Below are 19,911 nucleotides of genomic sequence, written 5' to 3' on the forward strand. Positions count from 1 at the left end.
CGCTCTCCGAAGGCTGGGGTTCAAAGGGTTGACCACTCCGGGGCGGCAGTCGTTCGATCAGCCTAGGCTAGGCTGAAGCATTCCACCCACAACCTTCAGGGAGCTTTCCATGACTCAATTGCGCCGCGTAGCGATCATCGGCGGTAACCGCATTCCCTTCGCTCGCTCCAATGGCCCGTATGCCACGGCGAGCAACCAGGCGATGCTGACGGCGGCGCTGGAAGGCCTGATCGAACGCTACGACCTGCACGGCCTGCGCATCGGCGAGGTGGCGGCGGGCGCGGTGCTCAAGCATTCGCGCGACTTCAACCTGACCCGCGAATGCGTACTCGGCTCGCGCCTGTCGCCGCAAACCCCGGCCTACGACATTCAGCAGGCCTGCGGCACCGGCCTGGAAGCGGCCTTGCTGGTGGCCAACAAGATCGCCCTGGGCCAGATTGAATGCGGGATTGCCGGCGGGGTCGACACCACGTCCGATGCGCCGATCGGCGTGAACGAGGGGCTGCGCAAGATCCTGCTGCAAGCCAACCGCAGCAAATCCGTGGCGGATAAATTAAAAGTCCTGTTACAACTTCGTCCCCACCACCTCAAGCCGGAATTGCCGCGCAACGGCGAGCCGCGTACCGGTTTGTCGATGGGCCAACACTGCGAGCTGATGGCTCAGACCTGGCAAATTCCCCGCGCCGAGCAGGACCAGTTGGCGCTGGAGAGCCATCAGAAAATGGCGGCGGCCTATGCCGAAGGCTGGCACAACGATCTGCTCACGCCGTTTTCAGGCCTGACCCGCGACAACAACCTGCGCCCGGACCTGACCCTGGAAAAACTCGCTGCCCTCAAGCCAGCCTTCGAGCGCAGTGAAAAGGGCACGCTGACGGCAGGCAACTCCACGCCGCTCACCGATGGCGCGTCGCTGGTGCTGCTGGGCAGTGAAGCCTGGGCCAAGGAGCGCGGCTTGCCGATCCTCGCCTACCTGCGTGATGGCGAGGCGGCGGCGGTGGATTTCGTCAACGGCGCCGAGGGCTTGCTGATGGCCCCGGCGTACGCGGTACCGCGGTTGTTGGCGAGGAATGGCCTGACCCTGCAAGACTTCGATTACTACGAGATCCACGAGGCGTTCGCTGCCCAGGTGTTGTGCACACTGAAGGCCTGGGAGGATGCGGACTACTGCAAGACCCGCCTGGGGCTGGATGCTCCCCTGGGCGCCATCGACCGCAGCCGGCTGAACGTCAAAGGCAGTTCCCTGGCCGCCGGGCACCCGTTTGCCGCCACCGGCGGGCGCATCGTCGCCAACCTGGCCAAGCTGCTGGATGCGGCGGGCAAGGGGCGCGGGCTGATTTCAATTTGTGCCGCGGGCGGGCAAGGTGTGACGGCGATCATTGAACGTTGAAGCCCGGGCCGACAGGAAATTGCGGTAGGCTCTCCCTCCAGAGAGTGGATTGCCGTATAACGAGTGCCATACGCGGATTTGGTAACAAAGGACCCACAATAAAAGCTGATGAAGACTCCTAAACGCATTGAACCCCTGATCGAAGACGGTCTGGTCGACGAAGTGCTGCGCCCACTCATGAGTGGTAAAGAAGCAGCTGTTTATGTGGTGCGCTGCGGCAACGAATTGCGTTGCGCCAAGGTTTACAAGGAGGCGAACAAACGAAGTTTTCGTCAGGCGTCCGAGTACCAGGAAGGCCGCAAGGTTCGCAACAGTCGCCAAGCCCGGGCCATGGCCAAGGGCTCCAAGTTCGGCAAGAAAGAAACCGAGGATGCCTGGCAGAACGCTGAAGTGGCGGCCTTGTTCCGCCTGGCCGGCGCGGGCGTTCGTGTGCCGCAGCCGTTCGACTTCCTCGAAGGCGTGCTGTTGATGGAGCTGGTAGCCGACGAGTACGGCGATGCAGCGCCACGTCTTAACGACGTGGTCCTGGAGCCGGACCAGGCGCGTGAATACCACGCCTTCCTGATCTCGCAGATCGTCCTGATGCTGTGTACCGGCCTGGTGCACGGTGACCTTTCCGAGTTCAACGTACTGCTCACGCCAACCGGCCCGGTAATCATCGACCTGCCGCAGGCGGTGGATGCGGCGGGCAACAACCACGCCTTCAGCATGCTGGAGCGGGATGTGGGCAACATGGCGTCGTACTTCGGGCGGTTTGCCCCGGAACTGAAAAAGACCAAGTACGCCAAGGAAATGTGGGCGCTGTACGAAGCCGGCACCTTGCATCCGGCCAGCGTGTTGACCGGTGAGTTCGATGAACCGGAAGAGCTGGCGGACGTGGGCGGGGTGATCCGCGAGATCGAGGCCGCGCGGCTGGATGAAGAGCGTCGGCAGGCGATTCGTGCAGCGGATGATGCACCGCAGAGCAAAGTCCCGGACGAGCCACCGCCGCCGCCGTGGATGCAATAATCCTTGGGTAGCTGAAGGATCAAAATGTGGGAGGGTGCAAGCCCACTCCCACATTTGGTTTTGTGTGGGGTCAGTTAAGTCATCAGGCGCAACAACTGCCTGACGCCAACTCCTTGAGGATCGGGCAATCCGGTCGATCATCCCCCTGGCAGTGCTCTACCAGGTCCTGCAAGGTATCGCGCAGTTGCCCCAGCTCCAGAATCTTCTGGTTCAACGCATCGATGTGCTGGCGCGCCAAGGCTTTCACGTCGGCACTCGCCCGTTGCCGGTCCTGCCACAGGGTCAGCAGTTTGCCGACCTCTTCCAAGGAAAATCCCAAGTCCCGCGAACGCTTGATAAACGCCAGGGTGTGCAAGTCATCCGCACCGTACACGCGGTAGCCGCTGTCGGTGCGATGGGCGGCTTTGAGCAGGCCGATGGATTCGTAGTAGCGAATCATCTTTGCGCTCAGCCCGCTTTGGCGCGCGGCTTCGCCGATGTTCATGGGCGTTGATCCTCCAAGTCCTTGGGTTTCCAGGTTTTGAGCAGCAGGGCATTGCTCACCACGCTGACGCTCGACAGCGCCATCGCCGCACCAGCCAGCACCGGGTTGAGCAGGCCGAAGGCCGCCAGCGGAATACCGATCAAGTTATACACAAAGGCCCAGAACAGGTTCTGGCGGATTTTCGCGTAGGTCTTGCGGCTGATTTCCAGCGCCGCCGGCACCAGCCGAGGATCGCCGCGCATCAGGGTGATGCCGGCAGCGTGCATTGCCACGTCGGTGCCACCGCCCATGGCGATGCCAATATCGGCAGCGGCAAGGGCCGGGGCGTCGTTGATGCCGTCGCCGACCATCGCCACCACGCCGGTTTTTTTAAGCGCCGCGACGGTGGCGGCCTTGTCGGCGGGCAGTACTTCGGCGTGCACGTCTTCAATGCCCAAGGCGTCGGCCACTGCGCGGGCGCTGCCGCGATTGTCGCCGGTGAGCAGGTGGCTGCTGATGTGCCGGGCCTTGAGCTGTTCAATGGCTTCCAGCGCGCCGGGCTTGAGGGTGTCGCCAAAGGCGAACAACCCGAGCACCCGCGGTTGCGCACCTTGTTCGATCAACCAGGACAAGGTGCGGCCCTCGGCTTCCCAGGCCTGGGCAGATTCGGCCAGGTTGCCAGCGTCCAAGCCGTGTTCTTCCAGCAGGCGTCGGTTACCCAGGGCCAGTGGCCTGCCGTCGAGGGTGCCGGCAATGCCGCGGCCGGTCAGGGACTGGCTGGCGCTGATATCCGCCACTTCCAGTCCTTGTTCGCGACACCTGTCCAGCACGGCCTTGGCCAACGGGTGTTCGCTGCCGCGTTGCAGGGCGCCGGCCTGCCGCAGCAGCAAGGCTTCATTGCCATCCAGCGCGCTGAGGTGGGCGATTTTGGGCGCGCCCGAGGTGAGGGTGCCGGTCTTGTCGAATACCACTGCGCTGACTGCATGGGCGCGCTCCAGGGCTTCGGCGTCCTTGATCAGGATGCCGTGGCGCGCAGCAACGCCAGTGCCGGCCATGATGGCTGTCGGCGTGGCCAGGCCCAGGGCGCAGGGGCAGGCGATGACCAGCACGGCGACGGCATTGATGATCGCGGTCTCCAGCGTCGCGCCGTACAGCCACCAGCCCGTCAGGGTGACCAATGCCAGCACCAGCACCGCCGGCACGAACACCTGGCTGACTTTATCCACCAGTTTCTGGATCGGCGCCTTGGCCGCTTGCGCGTCTTCCACCAGGCGAATGATCCGCGCCAGTACGCTCTCGGCGCCGAGGGCGGTGGTGCGCACCAGCAGGCGGCCTTCGCCGTTGATGGCGCCGCCGGTGACCTTGTCCCCCGGCTGCTTCGGCACCGGCAGGCTCTCCCCGCTGATCAACGCTTCGTCGGCATGGCTTTGGCCGTCGACGACTTCACCGTCCACCGGGAAGCGTTCGCCGGGTTTGACCGATACCACGTCTCCACGCTTCAGCGCGTTGATGGCGACGTCCTCTTCACGACCCTCCAGTACCCGAATCGCGCGTTCAGGGCGCAACGCTTCAAGGGCGCGGATGGCGCTGGCGGTCTGGCGCTTGGCGCGGCTTTCCAGGTATTTGCCCAGCAGCACCAGGGCGATCACCACGGCCGACGCTTCGAAATACAGGTGCGGCGCCATGCCCGGTTGGGCGGTGAGCCATGTATAAAGGCTCAGGCCATAACCGGCGCTGGTGCCGATGGCCACCAGCAGGTCCATGTTGCCGGCGCCGGCGCGCACGGCTTTCCAGGCGGCAAGGTAGAAGCGCGCGCCGAAGATGAATTGAACGGGGGTGGCCAGGGCGAATTGCACCCAGGCCGGCAACATCCAGTGCAGGCCGAAAGGCGCCACCAGCATCGGCAGCACCAGCGGCAAGGCCAGGGCGATTGCCAGCAGCAGCGCCCAGCGTTCGCGGTGCAGACGCCCAGCGTGGTCGGCCGCGGTGGCGGTCTCGCTTTGGGGCAGGGTGGCGGTATAGCCGGCCTTGTCGACGGCGGCGATCAACACCCCGGGGTCCATCTGGCCCAGTACTTCGACGTGGGCGCGTTCATTGGCGAGGTTGACGCTCACGCTTTGCACCCCCGGCACCTTGCCCAGCGCGCGCTCGACGCGGCCGGCACAGCTGGCGCAGGTCATGCCGCTGATGGGCAGGTCAAAGGTGGTGGGTCCATTCATGGGGCAATCCTCCGGGAGACATTGCCCCTAGGATCAACCTTGACCTGTGGGGAAGGTCAAGCCCTCCCGCGATCGTCGGTCAGTATTCGAGCGCGGCGGCCTTGAGGTACATGCCGTCTGGCCCCTGGGCGATGCGCAATTTGCGTACATCACCCACCTTGAGCGTGATGTTCTGCGCGGGCGGTGCCAGCATCCCCGGCAGGCAGCCTGGGGATTGGCCCGGCAGCAGCTTGAGGCGCAACGACAGATCGCCCGCTGGCAAGTTGAACGAGGTGGCCTGCTCCTGGAACAGCCGCCCGGCCAACTGGTCATTGAGGTACAGGCCGATTTCGCAGTTGGTCGGCACTTCCAGGCGTTCCCGGGAAATGATCAGCACCGCATAGTCTTCGGCCGCGCTGGCCAGGGGCGCAGCGGCAGATAAACTCATCAGGCCCGCAAGGGCAAAAAACGACCAGCGCATGGCGAATGCTCCATGGTTCATATCCAAGATGGGTGAAGCTTGGCCGACACGGCCACCGAATACCAGCCCGGCTGCGCATCGTGGAACTTGACCTTGCCATCGTGGCAAGGTCGAGACTGCATCCAACCTCATAAAAGGAGTCATGCCATGCCAGTTTTCAACGTTGAAGGAATGACCTGCGGCCACTGCGTGCGCGCTGTTACGCAGGCGGTGCAGGACCAGGACCCGGCGGCAGAAGTGACGGTGGACCTCGCGGCCAAGCAAGTCAGCGTGCAAAGCCAACTGAGCCCTGAAGTGATTGCAGGGTTGATCCGTGAAGAAGGCTATACAGTCGTCTGATTTCTATTAGTTAGCGACCTATCTTTATGTTCAAGGCACTCAGGCGCGGCTAAACTGTCAGGCTGCCGACTCACTTGGGTGCCTGATGAACCTCCGCATAATCCTGATTCTGGGCGCCTTGAGCGCCTTTGCGCCGTTGGCGATCGATTTCTACCTGCCAGGCTTTCCGGCCATGGCCACGGCATTTGCCACCGATGAAAAACACATCCAGCTGACGCTGGCGGTGTATTTCGCTGGTCTGGCCATTGGCCAACTGGTTTATGGTCCGCTGGCGGACCGTTTTGGTCGGCGCGGCCCGCTGCTCAGTGGGGTGATCCTGTTTACATTGGCGTCCTTTGCCTGCGCCTTTGCGCCGACGTTGGAATGGCTGATCGGCGCACGATTCGTACAGGCCCTCGGCGGCTGCGCGGGCATGGTGATTTCCCGCGCGGTGGTGAGCGACAAATGTGATGCGGTGGGGTCGGCCAAGGTGTTTTCCCAGCTGATGCTGGTGACCGGCCTGGCGCCGATCCTCGCGCCTTTGGCCGGTGGGGTGATGGTCGGTTTATGGGGTTGGCAGTCGATCTTTATCGCGCTCAGCCTGTTCAGCGTGATGGCCGCTATTGCGGTGGCCGTCGGCTTGCCGGAGACGTTTCCCACGCATCAACCGCGCCAGCCGTTATCCGGTTCGCTGCGGCGCTACTTCGGCTTGCTGTCAGACCCGGTCTACCTGGGTTACGCCCTTACCGGTGGCATCTCGATTGGCGGGATGTTTGCCTACATCGCCGGGTCACCGTTTGTATTCATCAAGCTCTACGGCGTACCCGCCGAGCATTACGGCTGGGTCTTCGGCTCCAACGCTGCAGGCTTCATCCTGGTGGCCCAGGTGAATGCGCGGCTGTTGGCCAAACGCGGCCCGGCCTTCCTGTTGTCGCGCAGTGTGTGGGTGTACCTGGCGGCGGCGCTGGCGTTGCTGGCGATCAGTGCGTTGCACACCGAGGCCTTGTGGCCGTTGCTGGTGCCGCTGTTTATCTGCATCGCCAGCCTGGGTTGCATCATGCCCAACACCTCGGCCTGCGCCATGAGCGGGCAAGGTGCGCGGGCCGGCAGCGCCTCGGCTTTGCTGGGCTGCATCCAGTTTGGAGTGGCGGCGGGCGCGGCTTCGTTGGTCGGCGTGTTGCACGATGGCACGGCGATGCCGATGGCCACGGTGATTACGTTGTGTGGTGTGTTGGCGGTGACGATTGCCATGTGGACCCAGCGCCTGCAACGGGCGAGGGCCGCGCAGGCGCAGGTCTGAGATACGGGCTCAGCCAGCAGCGGAGCGTTGCTGGCTGACGGGGAAACGGTGGGGCGCCTGGATCCGGGCTAGCAGGGTGTCGGCGAACGCGCGGGCTTCGGCTTCGGTGTGGAAGGTAATGGCCTTTTGATCCAGCCGGACCTCCCACTGGGATTTTGCTAACGCTTTTATCAGGATCTTCATGGCTGACTTCCTCACGTAAAAGAATCGTGGCAAAGGCGGCCAATATAAACCCGAATCCCCCTGCAAATATGACAAGGATCAACTCTCTGACTAATGGCGTCGTCGATTACTCACGCGAATAACAGACGACACCTACAGCCGTTTATCAGAACCCTTCCAGCACGATCTTGCCTTTGGCCTTGCCGCTTTCCAGCAGCGCATGGGCACGGCGCAGATTCGCCGCGTTGATCACACCGAAATGCTCGCCCACCGTGGTTTTCAGGGTGCCGGCGTCGATTAGCTCGGCCACGCGGTTGAGCAGGTTATGCTGCTCGATCATGTCCGGTGTTTCGAACATCGACCGCGTGTACATGAACTCCCAGTGCAGCGACAGGCTCTTGCGCTTGAGCTTGCTCACGTCCAGCGCCTTGGGATCGTCGATCAGAGCCAGCTTGCCCTGGGGTTGCAGGGCTTCCACCAGTTGGTCCAGGTGCAGATCGGTCTGGGTCAGGCTGGCGACGTGAGTCACGTGGGCAACGCCGGCTCGCTTGAGCTCTTCGCTCAATGGCTGGCTGTGGTCAATGACCAGGTCGGCCCCCAGCGCCTTGGCCCAGTCACGGGTTTCAGGGCGCGACGCGGTGCCGATCACCTTCAATGCGGTGAGCTGATGGGCCAGTTGGGTCAGGATCGAGCCCACGCCACCGGCGGCGCCGACGATCAGCAGGCTTTGGCCTTCAGCGTCTTTCCCTTCGCGCACTTGCAGGCGCTCGAACAGCAGTTCCCAGGCCGTAATGGCCGTCAGTGGCAGCGCCGCGGCATCGGCAAAACCGAGGCTCTCGGGCATGCGGCCGACGATGCGCTCGTCCACGGTGTGCAATTCGCTGTTGCCGCCCGGGCGGGTCAGGGAGCCGGCGTAGAACACCTTGTCGCCCGTCTTGAACAGCGTCACTTCGCTGCCGACCGCCTTGACCACACCGGCCACGTCCCAGCCCAACACCTTGGCGGCGCCGTTTTCCGGGGCGACGTTGTGGCGCACCTTGGTGTCCACCGGGTTGACCGAGATGGCTTTGACTTCCACCAGCAGGTCGCGCGGGCCGGCAACGGGCTCGGGCAGTTCGATGTCTTGCAGGGAGGCTGGATCGTTGATCGGCAGCGAGGCGTAGTAGGCAATGGCTTGCATGGAGGCTCCGTTAAAAGGATGGATGAACGGGATGGGCAGATCATTGGCTATTTCCCACGAAGATAAAAGCGGCTAAAACAGCACGCTGTTTCAATGAAATTTTGAAAATGGGTGGAAAAGCATGCTGCGGTTTGATGATTTGCAGTTGTTTGTGCGAGCGGCGGACCTGGGGAGCCTGTCGGCCGCCGCTCGGGTGATGGACCTGTCGCCCGCAGTTGCCAGCGCCGCGTTGAAACGCATCGAACAGCAACTGGACACACGCTTGCTGGCGCGCTCGACCCGCAGCCTGCGGCTGACCGCCGAAGGCGAGGGGTTTCTGGAATATGCCCGTGCGGCCTTGAGCTCGCTGGAAGAAGGGCGACGGTTATTGGCCAGCGGCCAGGACCAGGTCAGTGGCGTGTTGCAACTGTCGGCGCCCTCGGATTTTGGGCGCAACCTCCTGGTGCCATGGCTGGACGAGTTCCAGCGCCAGTATCCCCAACTCACGGTGCGCCTGCTGTTGGGTGACCGCATTGCCGACCTGTTTCGCCAGCCCGTGGACATCGCCCTGCGCTATGGCGAGCCTGAGGATTCCAGCCTGATCGCGCTGCCCATCGCTGCCGACAATGTCCGCGTGCTGTGTGCCGCGCCCAGCTATCTGGCACGTCACGGCCAGCCGCGCCATCTGGAGCAATTGGCCCAGCACAATTGCCTGCTTTATAGGCTTGGCAGCCGCGTGCACGATCGTTGGACCTTTCACGATGGCCGGCGCGAAGTCAGCCTCACAGTGACGGGCGACCGCTTCAGCGACGATGCCGATGTGGTCCGTCGCTGGGCGGTGGCGGGTGTGGGGATTGCCTACAAGTCCTGGCTGGATGTGAGCAGCGATGTGCTGGCCGGGCGCTTGCGCGTGATCCTGCCCGAGCTGCGCGGCGAGCAGGCGCCGCTCAATCTGTTGTGCGCCCACCGCGCCCAGCTGAGAAAACCCATCAACCTGTTGCAGGAAATGCTCGTGTCACGTTGTGCGGCATTGACCGCGAAGTGGCCAGAGCGCCTGGGCAGCGGACAATAGCCTTCAAAACATCAGGAAACTTCACTCAACTCCCGTCCCGGTCTGTGCTGTCAGACGCCGCCGAACCGGCGGTAGGCGCACTTATACTTGGGCGCCAACCAAGGGTTTGACAGGGAGTGAATACATGGAAGAAGCACCTTGCATCAGTCAGATTGCCCGCTTGCTCGCCGAACCGAAGCGCGCCGCCATGCTCTGGTCGTTGATGGACAGTTCGCCCAAGTCCGCAGAGGAGTTGGCAACAGCGGTCGGGTTGTCAACGGCGTCGACCCATGCCCATCTGGCACGGCTGACCAATGCCGGACTGCTGCGGTTCGAGACACGGGCGGGGCTGCGTCGCTTTCGCATGGCAGCGCCGGATGTACAGGCCGCCATCGATGCGCTGGCCTGCACAGCCCTGGCCTGCGCCGCCCGCCGTGCACCGCGGGCATCGACACCGTTATTGATCTCACCACCGGCCTTGCGACAGGCCCGGCTGTGTCACGGGCACCTGGGTGGTGAACTGGGGGCGGGGCTCTATCAGCAGTTGATGGCGGCGGGGTGGATTGAACGTCATGAGCCGCGTATCGAGGTCACGCCCAAAGGCGCGCAGCAGTTGGCAACGCTGGGCATCTTTACCCAGGCCCTGGCGGCGCCATTGGTGTGCGACTGCTTTGATTGGACCCTGCAACAACCCCACTTGGGTGGGGCTTTGGGGGCGGGGTTGCTGCAGTTGTTTTTGCAGTCCAATTGGCTGAGTGCAGGCAACGACGCCAGGGCATTGGTGGTGAGCGCCATCGGGCGCCAGCATATTCCCCGCCTGGCCGTGCCCGAACCGCATTGAGTGCGTCGTTCAGAGTTTCAATCAGGTCGCATCCAGCAATAGCCTCACATGACCATGCCGCACACTCGCCAGAGGATTTTTCAGACTGGGGGTGCGGCATGGGGATGCAAGGCTATAGCGCAGCAGAACGACTGGAACGGTTGCCCATCAGCGGCTACCACCGGGTCATCTTTATCATCATCGCCCTGGCGTTTTTCTTCGACTCCATGGACCTGGCAATGATGACCTTCCTGTTGGGTTCGATCAAAACCGAGTTTGGACTGAGCACGGCGCAGGCCGGGTTGCTGGCCAGTTCGAGCTTTTTCGGCATGGTGGTGGGGGCGTCGTTGTCGGGGATGTTGGCGGATCGCTTCGGGCGCAAGCCGGTGTTCCAGTGGAGCATCGTGCTGTGGGGGATCGCCAGTTACCTGTGCTCCACGGCGCAGACGGTGGAAACGCTGACGCTGTTTCGCATCCTGCTGGGGATCGGGATGGGCATGGAGTTTCCGATTGCGCAGTCGATGCTGTCGGAGCTGATTCCGGCCAAGGGCCGCGGGCGCTATATTGCCCTGATGGACGGGTTCTGGCCGCTGGGGTTTGTCGCGGCGGGGGTGCTCTCGTACTTCCTGCTGCCGGTGATTGGCTGGCGGGACATCTTCCTGGTGTTGGCGGTGCCGGCGGTGTTCGTGCTGGCGATCCGGTTTTTTATTCCAGAGTCGCCGCGCTGGCTGGAGCAGGCCGGGCGGCATGAGGATGCCGATAAGGTCTTGAATGGCATCGAGCAAAAAGTGCGCGACGCCACCGGTTGCACGGACCTTCCCGAACCGATCCGACTGCCGCGGGTAGAAAGCCTGCCCGGCACGTTTTTTTCGGCGTTCCAGCAACTGTGGTCGGCGCAGTACCGTCAACGCACGATGATGATCTGGAGCGTGTGGTTCTTTGCTCTGCTCGGCTTCTATGGGCTGACTTCGTGGTTGAGCGCGCTGTTGCAGCAATCCGGTTTTGCCGTGACGCAGTCGGTGTATTACACCGTGATCATTTCCCTGGGCGGGATCCCTGGTTTCCTGATGGCGGCGTGGCTGGTGGAGCGCTGGGGACGCAAACCGGTGTGCGTGGTAACGCTGCTTGGCGGCGGGGTGATGGCGTTTCTTTACGGGCAGAGCGCGGTATTCGGCGGCGACGTGGGCCTGCTGATTACGTCGGGGTTGTTGATGCAGTTCTTTTTGTTCGGCATGTGGGCGGTGCTCTACACCTATACGCCAGAGCTGTATCCCACCTCGGCACGGGCGACGGGATCCGGGTTTGCTTCGGCGATTGGCCGGGTCGGTTCGTTGCTGGGGCCGTTGGTGACGGGGCTGGTGTTCCCGATAACCGGGCAGGGCGGCGTGTTTGCCCTGGGCGCACTGTGTTTTGCGGTGGCAGCGCTGGTGGTGTGGGTGTTCGGGATGGAGACGAAGGGCAAGACGCTGGAAGAACTGACACAGGCTTAGGGCCTGTGAAGTCAGTGTGGGAGCCGACAAGCCAGCTCCCACAGTTTTATCCGCGTTTATTCAGTCACGGCTTGACCAACCGCGCATCCAGGCTGTTCTGCGCCAGGTGTTTGGCCTGGTCCTGGGTCATGCCCAGCGAGGTGTACAGCGCGTGGAAGTTCTCGGTGACATAACCGCCGAAGTATGCCGGATCGTCCGAGTTCACCGTCACCTTCACGCCACGCTCGAGCATGTCGAGGATGTTGTGCTGAGCCATGTCGTCGAACACGCAGAGCTTGGTGTTGGACAGCGGGCACACGGTGAGTGGGATCTGCTCGTCGATGATGCGCTGCATCAGCCGCTCGTCTTCGATGGCGCGCACGCCATGGTCGATGCGCTGGATCTTCAGCAGGTCGATGGCTTCCCAGATGTACTCGGGCGGGCCTTCTTCGCCGGCGTGTGCCACGGTGAGGAAGCCTTCGTGGCGGGCACGGTCGAACACGCGCTTGAACTTGCTCGGCGGGTGACCCATTTCCGAACTGTCCAGGCCCACGGCGACGAACGCGTCACGGAACGGCAGCGCCTGGTCCAGGGTTTTCTCGGCTTCGGCTTCGCTCAGGTGGCGCAGGAAGCTCAGGATCAAGCCGCTGGTGATGCCCAGTTGTTGCTCGCCGTCCTTGAGTGCTGCGGCGATGCCGTTGAGCACCACTTCGAACGGGATGCCACGGTCGGTGTGGGTCTGCGGGTCGAAGAACGGCTCGGTGTGGATGACGTTCTGCTCTTTGCAGCGCAACAGGTAGGCCCAGGTCAGGTCGTAGAAGTCCTGGGAGGTGCGCAGCACGTCGGCGCCCTTGTAGTACAGGTCGAGAAACTCTTGCAGGTTGTTGAAGGCGTAGGCCTTGCGCAGGGTTTCGACATCGTTCCATGGCAGCGCAATCTTGTTGCGCTCGGCCAGGGCGAACAGCAGCTCAGGCTCCAGCGAGCCTTCCAGGTGCAGGTGCAGTTCAGCCTTGGGCAGGGCGTTCAGCCAATCGTACATTTTTCAAATTCTCATCAGGTGCAATGGCGGCATTCTACAGGCCACGGCCGAAATAATCGGCAAAACCTGACCAGCAGGATCGTTTTTGTTGAATTCGCGCAAGGGCGGCGTGAACTAAGGTGTAACGAAACGTTAGCGGCGTGGCGCAGTCTGTACCCCATCAATGACTGATTTGCCGCACTAAAAGGCCCGGAATGCTCACATCCCTCAAGCAAGAAAAATTCATGCTGCTGGCGCTGATTGCCGCCATCGCCGCCTACCCGCTGGAGCACTGGATGCTGCACAGCGGGCAAATGGTGGCGCTGTTGGCGGGCGCGGCACTGATCGGCTTTATCGTGGTGGCGTCGATGCGCGTGGCCCATCACGCCGAGCAACTGGCTGAAAAAGTCGGCGATCCCTACGGCACCATGATCCTCACCCTCGCCGCCGTGCTGGTGGAAGTGGTGATCCTGGCGATCATGATGAGCAACGAACCATCCCCGACGCTGGTGCGCGACACCATTTATTCGGCGGTGATTTTCTAGACACACTCCGCTTTGGTGTCAAAGCCCTTAGGCTTTGACCTGCTCTTGCTCTTGATGGGGAAGATTAAGATGTGTATTTGATTGGGAGTGCTCTTGCCTTGTCCTTCCTGACACACCTCTATCTATGGCATACCCCGGAAGCCCGGAGATTTTACTCAGCCCGTGTTTGTGACTCTGCTTGAGGTCTAAGGATGACTTGCTGTGTGGGGAGCATCCTTGCCGCGAGTTCATACAAGATCAGCGACACGCGGCTATCTGTCAGGCATTTGGCTGGGCGGAAAGAAATGGCGTTACGTATGTGACGAACTCAGCATGAGGAGTGCGATGCTCATTCCACCTTGGAGGGTTTGAGGCCGGTCGATAGCGTAAGTCGCATGTCGTGATCATCAACCGCTCCTTGGCGCGTGAAACACCCACAAAGAAGCCGCAACGCTCCTCTTGGACTTTGCCCCAAAATGTCTGTGTTTCTACACCGATCATAATTACAGAGTGGAATTCCAATCCTTTACTTTTATGAATCGTCAGAAAACGGACTGCTTGATCGTTGGAGAACAGATCAAGTGCTTTGAGCAAATCCGGTTCTTGCTCGAGCAGTTTCTCAATTTGCTGTCTCGTGTTCTTGATAACCTCGTTCAATCTGGCTTTTGCTTCGTAGTCAGAAGAAAGGGTGGTCAGCACGGGTAGGCCGATGTTCTTTAGGAACTTCATAGTTAGCTCCCACCATCCTGAATAAGGCGCGTCAGATCGGGCCAATTTTTTCACTTCCTTGCGCTGGGCAAGATAGAGGCGCTCGAAGTTTCTCTGGATCTCAGATTCACCGTCCTCGTCATTAAATGAAACCAGTTGCTCCATCAAATTGATCCACGCCTTCGGTTCTCGCTCCCGATACAGGCATGATAGGTAGTCAATAATTAGGCGAGCGGCGGGCTCATTAACTAGATCTTGAGACTCATGCTCGTTGCGAAAGGGAATTCCTCTGGCTGCCAGTTGCTCCATGAGGAGGGTGCCGTAGAGGTCTATCTGCCTGGGAAAAAGAATCGCTATTTCTGGTAGGGGTATTTTCTCTACATCTATCCACTTCTGGATGATGTTGGCCAACGCGGCTGCTTCGCTGTGACTGTTGTCGTAGTTTCGAGCGAGGAGTTCGCCGTCGTTTCCAATGATCAGGTCATCTGCCATCACCGCAGCAGGATCAAGTGTTCGAATGATCTCGTTCTGCATCCGCAAAAGCCGAGGCTTAGATCGGAAGTTTCGATATAGATTGAGTGGTCGGGCGTCGAAGTCCTTTGCGTAGTCTATAAATATGCCATCCAGTGCTCCCGCCCAGCCCATAATTTTCTGTTTGGTGTCACCGACGGCGGTCAATCGAATTGGCTTATTCATGAAGACAAGCTTCAGCAGTGCGTACTGCTCAGTAGTGCAGTCTTGAAACTCATCAAGGAATACATCAGCGTAGGTCTGACAAATTGCATTTCTTGCAACCACTGAATTGCTCAAGATCTTCGTTGCGAGAGGTATGAGCTGCGCGAACTTAATTTGTTTGCCTTGAATTGGTTCGTCGCCTATGGAGTAGTTTGGCTCAAGAGAGTCCCCGCCCGTGAGCACGGGTCTAAACCTATCAATGATGCGCTTGGCGAAGCCGTGAAAGGTGTAGCTGTCGAAGCGTGCAGCCAGATCAAGTCCGCATCTGCGACGAATCCGTTCCTTGAGGTTTATGCTCGCATCGACCTTGAAGGAGATCGCCAGTATTCGCTTGGGGTATCGGCAGTTTCCGGTGCGTAGCAAAAAGTCTGCACGCTGCGCCAGAACTTCCGTTTTGCCTGCGCCTGGGCCTGCGGTGAGCGCGAGCGACTTTCCAAGCTCCCTCACAGCGAGAAGGGCGTTTGTTTCCAAGGTCAAGCCATCGGCGACTTTCCATACATCCGCGCTGATCATTCTGGGATGTCCTCCAGCGCCGCGATGATTGCGTCGGCTAAACGATCTAGCGATGGAGGAAGGCTTTTTAGCAGATCTTCGTCAGTCAGCTTCGCAAGGGCGGAGATGTGTGCTGCGGGCTTGCTACCTAATTTGAATTTTGAGTGATAGGTTCCAAACAGTTCCTGCTCATTTGCATCATATTGACCGGCGTTATAGTGACTCTTTCCGAGCACTGCCTTAAGAGTTGATTCGTCAGGAGGGCTTCGGGAAACACCGTACGCTTTTGGGTAGGCTAGAAGCATGGAGAAATCTAGATCCATAGGATCCGAAAAATAAACGCCCCGTTTTTCAAGTTCGGAAAAAATGCTTATTGTTCCTTCCTCAAACCAGTGGTCGGTTCGAACTGGAAGATCTTCGTTCCACTTAGCTATTTCCCAGTTAGGTAGTTTTTTATCTGGAGAAAACTTTGCCAACTGATTATTGACGTTGCTAATCCGCCCCCACCCACCTTGATGTCGTGCGACATCGAGATCCAAGAGGGTCACAAAAGGCGTTTCTAATGCAGCCAGCAAGCGCCAGAAATGATTGACGTGGCGTCCCCCCAGTGGAGCGATTGTCACCGCTGACTCATCAACAGGTGCGCCTTTCGCTTGAAGTATTCTTGGAAGGACAATTTCCTCACTGTCACCTTCGCCTAGTACAACCAGCCTAGAGAAATAAACTTCAGGAAAAGCCTGCACAGCCTCTCGGACAAACTTATGAGCCTCATCCTCTTTGTCGGGTAGTGCTATGCAGGTGACCTTAGTTGCACGGCTCGCAGCCAACCGTAGATAGCGGATGTTCTCGGGATCCACGCGGCGGAGCATGGACGGGGCATGGGTCGCAATGATTGCCTGAGAGTCAGCCCCTCCAATTGAGCTATTGAGGGCGTTCACGATGCGCCCGAGGTAATGAGGAGAGAGGCTGTTTTCTGGCTCCTCCACTGCGATCAGTGTGAATGACGGTGGCTTCAGTTTGTCAGCGTCGAAAGAAACGTCCTTACCGGTTAGGACTGCACGCCCGATGGCGTGAGAGGACAACACCAGTGATAGGTAAAGCATCGACTTCTGTCCATCGCTGAGGCGAGAGAAGTCGACTAGATTCTCGTCGTGCCCTGGGGAGAACGACACTGACATGTGTCTTAGAAGCGACTCAATTTCGGATGTGACGAAAGTGAGCTTGGGATCGGTGAAAAAGGTGCCTCTGTGAAGTCGCTTCCACATCCCATTCAGGCTTTCACTGAATGCACTTACCGACTGGTTTCCTGATAAACATTCGCTGATTTCGTCAGTGAGTCCTTTAATCCTTGCGCGGTCATCTTCCCAATTGACGGCTCGTAGCAAGCGTCCGAGCAGGGCGTTAGCTCCATAGGTTATGTGGTCGGCAGGGTCTCGTCTGGCGGGGAGGTAATGCATTTGAATGGTATTGCGATGCGCCCGAGTGACGACTGCGGTCGATAGTGGGTTGGCGTTTCTATCAACATCAAGGACATAAACTAGGTTCTCTTCAATGTCTCCATCAATCCCGATGGTCGCGCTCAATCGATATCTAACACGCGGGATGCCGTCGGCTGTATCCAATCGCATATGAGCGAAATGCGGGGCCACGGTCGAGTTGTCTTCATCCTCCAGAAGCTCTGGGAATTCGAAATCCGCTTCCAGCCATAGGCTGCGCTCCTCAGGTACCAAATCCTCATCAGCAGGCACATGGAAGTCAGATCGCTTGATCCGACGCAGGCTTGGATCAAAGGCAAACAACCTGCAGAGCGCTTGCAGGACTGCTGTCTTTCCAGAGCCATTGGGGCCGATAAGGTAGGTGACATCCTCGAATGTGATTACCGTAGGTTCATTGCCGAAGGATTGAAAATTACATAGCCGAATACTCTGCAGCTTCATTGCTCACCGCCCATCGTCCAGGATGTGTACGTACCGCGTCTGCTGACTCGGTTCGCGTCGCCGACAGCCGAACGGGTCGGATATCGCTGACTTAGAATAGGCGGTTTGATTTAAAAGATGTTAGTAGGCCAGCATTCAGTAAAGATTATTTGGTGCGGTCTTGAAGGCTCTGTTGCAGATCGCCTAGCTATTGATGAACGGCATGGCGTGCCCATTGTCTAGAAAGGTGCTCTCCGTAATCCGGTGACGACAGGGTAATCCTGAGCCTACGGAGGGAGCGTATGCGGGGCATTAGCATCGGTATGCATTAGGTAGGTGGGGGAACAGAATAAACCAACGCAAGGAGCCTTAGATGGCCGGCAGTAGCTTGTTCGCACTATTGGATGACATTGCCACACTGCTAGACGACATATCACTCATGAGTAAAGTCGCTGCAAAGAAATCAGCTAGTGTCCTGAGCGACGACCTTGCTGTGAATGCTGAGCAGGTTACCGGCATGAAAGCCGACCGAGAGCTACCGGTGGTATGGGCTGTATTCAAGGGCTCGTTGAGAAACAAAGCCATCCTTGTGCCTTGTGCTTTGGTGTTGAACGCACTTTTGCCTGCGGCGGTTCACTGGCTGCTCATGATTGGGGGGGCATATCTCTGTTATGAGGGCTTTGAGGCTATCAAGGACAAGCTCACGGCTGGTCGAGACGATGACACAGGGCAGCCAAAGAAAACGAAGCCTAAGACGCCTGAAGAGCTTGCAGCTTATGAAAAGCGGAAGATTGCAGGGGCTGTTCGAACGGACTTCATTCTGAGCGCCGAGATCATCGTCATCACACTAAATATCGTTACTGATGCCCCGATGCTCCAACAGATTTTGACGTTAGCGCTGATCGCGGTAGTCATGACAGTGGGCGTTTACGGATTGGTCGCGGGGATCGTCCGCTTGGATGATGCTGGCCTTATTCTCCAGAAGTCTAAAGCTACCGGTACATGGGGTTCTGTGGTGCGGACTGTCGGGCGATGGCTGCTGTCGGCTGCTCCGAAGCTTATGAAAGCATTATCCTGGATCGGAACTGTGGCCATGTTCCTAGTCGGGGGGGCGTTCATTACAGAAGGCATCGGGCCGATGCAGCACTTTGCTGAGAGACTGGTCGAAGAGGTAGGTGCGTGGGAAACCGTCGCAACTCTAGGTATCCACTGCCTAGTAGGCGCATTCGTAGGCATGGTTGCGGTACTTGTTGTCAAAGGTATCACCACCATCTCTGGTAAGCTTCAATGTAGTCTGCCGTAGCTGAGCAGGCGTACTCCCTCCCTGCTCACCTTCCTCAGAAATCCGAGGGTGGACGCAGCTGAGCTTTAAAAAGCGCTCGCTATAATGTTCCGTAATTGGCGCATTAAGCCTAGAAAATAGGGCTAATGCGCCTTTTCGGGATCTTTAGCGTCCCCCTCTAGCGTCCAGGGTTGTGGATCACTCATGCCGCGAATCAGTCGGCCCATTCCAGTCTGATGAAGTCTTCGATGCTCTGTGCCCGAGCTAGAACCATTTCTTCAGTCCACGATTCAGCGTCATGAATCTGTTGGCCAACCTGGATTGTGGCAATGAGACCGCAATTACGATAAACCTCAAACTTTTCAATTGGAGGCTTCGCTTTGAGCGATGAGTTGATCCCTGGTGGAAGCATAGTCAGATTGCCCAAGTGATGAGTCCAATCAACGCCACTGCTCTGAGCTGCAATGTGCTCTATGGAACTCGCAGGATCTTGCTCCCAAATCTTGCTCCACTGGCTTTCGTTGAGCTTTTGCCCCGCAAGTTTTGCCAAGTGCTCGTCATAACGGTTCAGCACATACCGCAGTTGATTCTGCCAGCCTTCGTAGCTGCTTATCCAATCGATGTTTTTTAACACCTCGTCAATCGAATATCCCTTAGAAATTTTCTGGATGCCACTGAGAATCTGATCCTTATCCAAGTTGTTCCGGTAGATCTCATAACCAAGACGAATATACTCCCCAACCTTGTGACGGCTATCTCGGCTTGCCAGCTCGTAGATTCTGAAGGTAGCGCGCTCCCATTTACCGAGAAGCTCTTGCTCTGTCTTTTTGTCGAATTTCCGCAATAGGATCGCTGCGGCAACAAATCGAGCGTGCACAATGCGCGTAACAGCCCGTAGGCGTGGATCTCGGAACAGGCGCAAGTTCGCCTGCACGACCCCCTCGAGCTCATGACCGACCTCTGCGATTGTTCTTAAATGGGTGCCAGCTTTCAAAGTTAGAAGTGCGGTCGAGTCGGCTTCACTGGGAATCCGATTCGGTCGCGCGTCAGAGGCCCATGCTCCTGCGAAACGGAGAGCTTCGTCACCGATTCGTGTGCTGTTTTCCAGCGAGCGATAAATGCCTCGCCAGACATCTTGCATTTCACCTACCGCCTCATCGCGAGTACCACCTTCAACATGCTCGAAAATCAAAGCCATTAGCTGGCTTTTAAGCTTGTCGATCCATTTCACATCAAGACCACGGCTGTTAAGAACCTCAAAAACTCTGTAAACAGTCGCCTCGTCCGAGATCTCATGGTAGATGATCGTTAGCTTGTTTCTGATGGTCACCAACAGCTCAAAGTGAATCGCCCCGGGTTTTCTAGACACTCTCCAGGCTCGCTGCGTAACGCTTTTCAAACTCTACCGGTGACAGCTGAT

17 protein-coding genes and 1 pseudogene are annotated in these 19,911 nt (G+C 58.9%); 9 read left to right on the top strand and 9 right to left on the bottom strand.

Annotated features, from left to right (window positions below; translation table 11 throughout):
- Positions 1-109: 109 nt before the first annotated feature.
- Both CQ041_RS19680 and CQ041_RS19685 read left to right on the top strand, forming a co-directional pair.
- The gene (locus CQ041_RS19680; RefSeq protein ID WP_105521890.1) at positions 110-1,387 is read left to right on the top strand and encodes an acetyl-CoA C-acetyltransferase; all 1,278 of its coding nucleotides are present in this window, start codon (positions 110-112) and stop codon (positions 1,385-1,387) included.
- Positions 1,388-1,495: 108 nt separating this feature from the next.
- On the top strand, positions 1,496-2,395 hold the full coding sequence (locus CQ041_RS19685) for a PA4780 family RIO1-like protein kinase (RefSeq protein WP_017735277.1): 900 nt from the start codon (positions 1,496-1,498) through the stop codon (positions 2,393-2,395).
- A gap of 82 nt (positions 2,396-2,477) precedes the next feature.
- Here CQ041_RS19685 and cueR read toward each other — a convergent pair whose 3' ends face one another.
- The 3 genes from cueR to CQ041_RS19700 all read right to left on the bottom strand — a co-directional run bounded on the left by cueR (position 2,478) and on the right by CQ041_RS19700 (position 5,537).
- The gene (gene cueR / locus CQ041_RS19690) at positions 2,478-2,879 is read right to left on the bottom strand and encodes a Cu(I)-responsive transcriptional regulator (protein ID WP_105521889.1); all 402 of its coding nucleotides are present in this window, start codon (positions 2,877-2,879) and stop codon (positions 2,478-2,480) included.
- Positions 2,876-5,077: a cation-translocating P-type ATPase gene (locus CQ041_RS19695; protein ID WP_105521888.1), complete on the bottom strand. Its 2,202-nt coding sequence runs from the start codon at positions 5,075-5,077 to the stop codon at positions 2,876-2,878. The genes cueR and CQ041_RS19695 overlap by 4 nt, the downstream gene beginning before the upstream one ends.
- 79 nt (positions 5,078-5,156) lie before the next feature.
- On the bottom strand, positions 5,157-5,537 hold the full coding sequence (locus CQ041_RS19700) for a hypothetical protein (RefSeq protein ID WP_105521887.1): 381 nt from the start codon (positions 5,535-5,537) through the stop codon (positions 5,157-5,159).
- A gap of 147 nt (positions 5,538-5,684) precedes the next feature.
- On the opposite strand from CQ041_RS19700, the gene CQ041_RS19705 reads away from it, so the two are divergent.
- Both CQ041_RS19705 and CQ041_RS19710 read left to right on the top strand, forming a co-directional pair.
- On the top strand, positions 5,685-5,876 hold the full coding sequence (locus CQ041_RS19705; RefSeq protein WP_105521886.1) for a heavy-metal-associated domain-containing protein: 192 nt from the start codon (positions 5,685-5,687) through the stop codon (positions 5,874-5,876).
- Positions 5,877-5,961: 85 nt separating this feature from the next.
- Positions 5,962-7,155 (top strand): multidrug effflux MFS transporter, encoded by a 1,194-nt coding sequence (locus CQ041_RS19710; RefSeq protein ID WP_105521885.1) that lies wholly within the window; start codon positions 5,962-5,964, stop codon positions 7,153-7,155.
- A gap of 9 nt (positions 7,156-7,164) precedes the next feature.
- Here CQ041_RS19710 and CQ041_RS26410 read toward each other — a convergent pair whose 3' ends face one another.
- The gene (locus CQ041_RS26410; protein ID WP_163002059.1) at positions 7,165-7,338 is read right to left on the bottom strand and encodes a hypothetical protein; all 174 of its coding nucleotides are present in this window, start codon (positions 7,336-7,338) and stop codon (positions 7,165-7,167) included.
- A gap of 145 nt (positions 7,339-7,483) precedes the next feature.
- Positions 7,484-8,497 carry a zinc-binding alcohol dehydrogenase family protein gene (locus tag CQ041_RS19715; protein ID WP_105521884.1) on the bottom strand — a complete coding sequence of 338 codons (1,014 nt, stop codon included), beginning with the start codon at positions 8,495-8,497 and terminating at the stop codon, positions 7,484-7,486.
- Positions 8,498-8,618: 121 nt separating this feature from the next.
- On the opposite strand from CQ041_RS19715, the gene CQ041_RS19720 reads away from it, so the two are divergent.
- The 3 genes from CQ041_RS19720 to CQ041_RS19730 all read left to right on the top strand — a co-directional run bounded on the left by CQ041_RS19720 (position 8,619) and on the right by CQ041_RS19730 (position 11,837).
- Positions 8,619-9,548, top strand: coding sequence for a LysR family transcriptional regulator (locus CQ041_RS19720; RefSeq protein WP_105521883.1), 930 nt, complete (start codon positions 8,619-8,621; stop codon positions 9,546-9,548).
- Between the two features lie 124 nt (positions 9,549-9,672).
- Positions 9,673-10,368 carry a helix-turn-helix transcriptional regulator gene (locus CQ041_RS19725; RefSeq protein WP_105521882.1) on the top strand — a complete coding sequence of 232 codons (696 nt, stop codon included), beginning with the start codon at positions 9,673-9,675 and terminating at the stop codon, positions 10,366-10,368.
- Positions 10,369-10,466: 98 nt separating this feature from the next.
- Positions 10,467-11,837, top strand: a complete 1,371-nt coding sequence (locus CQ041_RS19730) for an MFS transporter (protein WP_105521881.1) — start codon at positions 10,467-10,469, stop codon at positions 11,835-11,837.
- A 64-nt stretch (positions 11,838-11,901) separates the two neighbouring features.
- Here CQ041_RS19730 and CQ041_RS19735 read toward each other — a convergent pair whose 3' ends face one another.
- Entirely contained in the window at positions 11,902-12,855 is a 954-nt protein-coding gene (locus CQ041_RS19735) for an adenosine deaminase (RefSeq protein WP_105521880.1), read from the bottom strand.
- Between the two features lie 194 nt (positions 12,856-13,049).
- Between CQ041_RS19735 and CQ041_RS19740 the strand changes: the two are divergent.
- Positions 13,050-13,373, top strand: a pseudogene (locus CQ041_RS19740) (calcium:proton antiporter); the annotation flags it as partial.
- Between the two features lie 264 nt (positions 13,374-13,637).
- Here the strand turns inward: CQ041_RS19740 and CQ041_RS19745 are convergent.
- Positions 13,638-15,314, bottom strand: a complete 1,677-nt coding sequence (locus CQ041_RS19745; RefSeq protein ID WP_105521879.1) for a UvrD-helicase domain-containing protein — start codon at positions 15,312-15,314, stop codon at positions 13,638-13,640.
- On the bottom strand, positions 15,311-17,230 hold the full coding sequence (locus CQ041_RS19750) for an ATP-dependent endonuclease (RefSeq protein ID WP_105521878.1): 1,920 nt from the start codon (positions 17,228-17,230) through the stop codon (positions 15,311-15,313). Before CQ041_RS19750 ends, CQ041_RS19745 begins: the two co-directional genes overlap by 4 nt.
- Positions 17,231-17,582: 352 nt before the next feature.
- Between CQ041_RS19750 and CQ041_RS19755 the strand changes: the two genes are divergently transcribed.
- Positions 17,583-18,512 carry a DUF808 domain-containing protein gene (locus tag CQ041_RS19755; protein WP_105521877.1) on the top strand — a complete coding sequence of 310 codons (930 nt, stop codon included), beginning with the start codon at positions 17,583-17,585 and terminating at the stop codon, positions 18,510-18,512.
- 193 nt (positions 18,513-18,705) lie between these two features.
- On the opposite strand, the gene CQ041_RS19760 is transcribed toward CQ041_RS19755, so the two are convergent.
- Positions 18,706-19,860 carry an HNH endonuclease family protein gene (locus tag CQ041_RS19760; RefSeq protein ID WP_105521876.1) on the bottom strand — a complete coding sequence of 385 codons (1,155 nt, stop codon included), beginning with the start codon at positions 19,858-19,860 and terminating at the stop codon, positions 18,706-18,708.
- Between the last annotated feature and the right edge of the window lie 51 nt (positions 19,861-19,911).

The sequence above is a fragment of the Pseudomonas sp. MYb60 genome (assembly GCF_002979555.1).
In the GTDB taxonomy this organism is placed as follows: domain Bacteria; phylum Pseudomonadota; class Gammaproteobacteria; order Pseudomonadales; family Pseudomonadaceae; genus Aquipseudomonas.